Source organism: Macrococcus bovicus, from assembly GCF_004359575.1.
GTDB lineage: Bacteria > Bacillota > Bacilli > Staphylococcales > Staphylococcaceae > Macrococcus > Macrococcus bovicus.
Genome location: NZ_SCWF01000021.1, coordinates 1 through 3,215 on the forward strand (window position 1 = coordinate 1; position 3,215 = coordinate 3,215).

General features: G+C 50.9%; 2 rRNA genes. Both read right to left on the bottom strand.

Annotation, left to right across the window (positions count from 1 at the left end):
* Position 1: 1 nt before the first annotated feature.
* Positions 2-116: ribosomal RNA gene (rrf, locus tag ERX55_RS11190) — 5S ribosomal RNA — on the bottom strand.
* Between the two features lie 80 nt (positions 117-196).
* Positions 197-3,118, bottom strand: a 23S ribosomal RNA gene (locus ERX55_RS11195).
* Positions 3,119-3,215: the final 97 nt, after the last annotated feature.

Sequence of the window (3,215 nt, forward strand, 5' to 3'; positions counted from 1 at the left end):
TGCCCGGCAACGTCCTACTCTCGCGGAACGTAAGTCCAACTACCATCGGCGCTAGAGAGCTTAACTTCTGTGTTCGGTATGGGAACAGGTGTGACCTCTCTGCCATCATCACCAGACAGGGTGAGAATATTGTACTCTCAAAACTAGATAAGCAAGGAAGAAGAAACCAGGCAAAGCCGGTCAAAAAATCTGATAATTGATTAAGTCTTCGATCGATTAGTATTCGTCAGCTCCACACATTACTGCGCTTCCACCCCGAACCTATTGACCTCATCATCTTTGAGGGATCTTATAACCGAAGTTGGGAAATCTCATCTTGAGGGGGGCTTCATGCTTAGATGCTTTCAGCACTTATCCCGTCCATACATAGCTACCCAGCTATGCCGCTGGCGCGACAACTGGTACACCAGAGGTATGTCCATCCCGGTCCTCTCGTACTAAGGACAGCTCCTCTCAAATTTCCTACGCCCACGACGGATAGGGACCGAACTGTCTCACGACGTTCTGAACCCAGCTCGCGTACCGCTTTAATGGGCGAACAGCCCAACCCTTGGGACCGACTACAGCCCCAGGATGCGATGAGCCGACATCGAGGTGCCAAACCTCCCCGTCGATGTGAACTCTTGGGGGAGATAAGCCTGTTATCCCCGGGGTAGCTTTTATCCGTTGAGCGATGGCCCTTCCATGCGGAACCACCGGATCACTAAGTCCGTCTTTCGACCCTGCTCGACTTGTAGGTCTCGCAGTCAAGCTCCCTTGTGCCTTTACACTCTGCGAATGATTTCCAACCATTCTGAGGGAACCTTTGAGCGCCTCCGTTACTCTTTAGGAGGCGACCGCCCCAGTCAAACTGCCCGCCTGACACTGTCTCCCGCCACGATAAGTGGCGCGGGTTAGAAAGTCAACACAGCCAGGGTAGTATCCCACCAGCGCCTCCACGTAAGCTGACGCTCACGCTTCAAAGGCTCCTACCTATCCTGTACAAGCTGTGCCGAATTTCAATATCAGGCTGCAGTAAAGCTCCACGGGGTCTTTCCGTCCTGTCGCGGGTAACCTGCATCTTCACAGGTACTATGATTTCACCGAGTCTCTCGTTGAGACAGTGCCCAAATCGTTACGCCTTTCGTGCGGGTCGGAACTTACCCGACAAGGAATTTCGCTACCTTAGGACCGTTATAGTTACGGCCGCCGTTTACTGGGGCTTCAATTCGTAGCTTCGCAGATGCTAACCACTCCTTTTAACCTTCCAGCACCGGGCAGGCGTCAGCCCCTATACGTCACCTTACGGTTTTGCAGAGACCTGTGTTTTTGATAAACAGTCGCTTGGGCCTATTCACTGCGGCTCTTCAGGGCTTGCACCCTAAAAAGCACCCCTTCTCCCGAAGTTACGGGGTCATTTTGCCGAGTTCCTTAACGAGAGTTCGCTCGCTCACCTTAGAATTCTCATCTTGACTACCTGTGTCGGTTTGCGGTACGGGCACCTGATCTCTAACTAGAGGCTTTTCTTGGCAGTGTGAAATCGACGACTTCGCTACTTAATTTCGCTCCGCATCACATCCTGACCTTAAGAGTACCGGATTTGCCTGATACTCAGTCTCAATGCTTGCACGTACATAACCAACAGTACGATCGCCTATCCTTCTGCGTCCCCCCATCGTTCAAACAATCTCAGGTGGTACAGGAATATCTACCTGTTATCCATCGCCTACGCCTGTCGGCCTCGGCTTAGGTCCCGACTAACCCAGAGCGGACGAGCCTTCCTCTGGAAACCTTAGTCAATCGGTGGACGGGATTCTCACCCGTCTTTCGCTACTCACTCCGGCATTCTCACTTCCAAGCGCTCCACATGTCCTTACGGTCATGCTTCGACGCCCTTGGAACGCTCTCCTACCATTGTCCTGCGGACAATCCACAGCTTCGGTAATATGTTTAGCCCCGGTACATTTTCGGCGCAGCGTCACTCGACTAGTGAGCTATTACGCACTCTTTAAATGATGGCTGCTTCTAAGCCAACATCCTAGTTGTCTGGGCAACGCCACATCCTTTTCCACTTAACATATATTTTGGGACCTTAGCTGGTGGTCTGGGCTGTTTCCCTCTCGACTACGGACCTTATCACCCGCAGTCTGACTCCCGCATTAAATTATCTGGCATTCGGAGTTTGTCTGAATTCGGTAACCCGAGGGGGGCCCCTAGTCCAAACAGTGCTCTACCTCCAGTAATCATCATGCGAGGCTAGCCCTAAAGCTATTTCGGAGAGAACCAGCTATCTCCAGGTTCGATTGGAATTTCTCCGCTACCCACACCTCATCCGCTCACTTTTCAACGTAAGTCGGTTCGGTCCTCCATTCAGTGTTACCTGAACTTCAACCTGGACATGGGTAGATCACCTGGTTTCGGGTCTACGTCCTGATACTCATTCGCCCTGTTCAGACTCGCTTTCGCTGCGGCTCCGCATCCACTGCTTAACCTTGCATCAAAACGTAACTCGCCGGATCATTCTACAAAAGGCACGCCATCACCCATTAACGGGCTCTGACTACTTGTAAGCACACGGTTTCAGGTTCTATTTCACTCCCCTTCCGGGGTGCTTTTCACCTTTCCCTCACGGTACTGGTTCACTATCGGTCACTAGAGAGTATTTAGCCTTGGGAGATGGTCCTCCCGGATTCCGACGGAATTCCACGTGTTCCGCCGTACTCAGGATCCACTCAGGAGGGAACGACTTTTCGACTACAGGACCTTTACCTTCTCTGGTTGACTTTTCCAAAGTCATTCGTCTAAATCGTTCCTTTGTAACTCCGTATAGAGTGTCCTACAACCCCAGGATGCAAGCACCCTGGTTTGGGCTCTTCCCGTTTCGCTCGCCGCTACTCAGGGAATCGAGTTTTCTTTCTCTTCCTCCGGGTACTTAGATGTTTCAGTTCTCCGGGTGTGCCTTCTCATATGCTATGTATTCACATATGGATAGCATGACATGACTCATGCTGGGTTTCCCCATTCGGAAATCTCTGGATCAGTGCTTACTTACAGCTCCCCAGAGCATATCGTCGTTAGTAACGTCCTTCTTCGGCTTCTAGTGCCAAGGCATCCACCGTGCGCCCTTAATAACTTAATCTGTTATTAATAATGTGATGTCTGTATGAATACAGACGCGCGATTTTTTTGAGAATTCAATCAATGAACTCACTCGGTTTTGCTTGGTAAAATCTTTT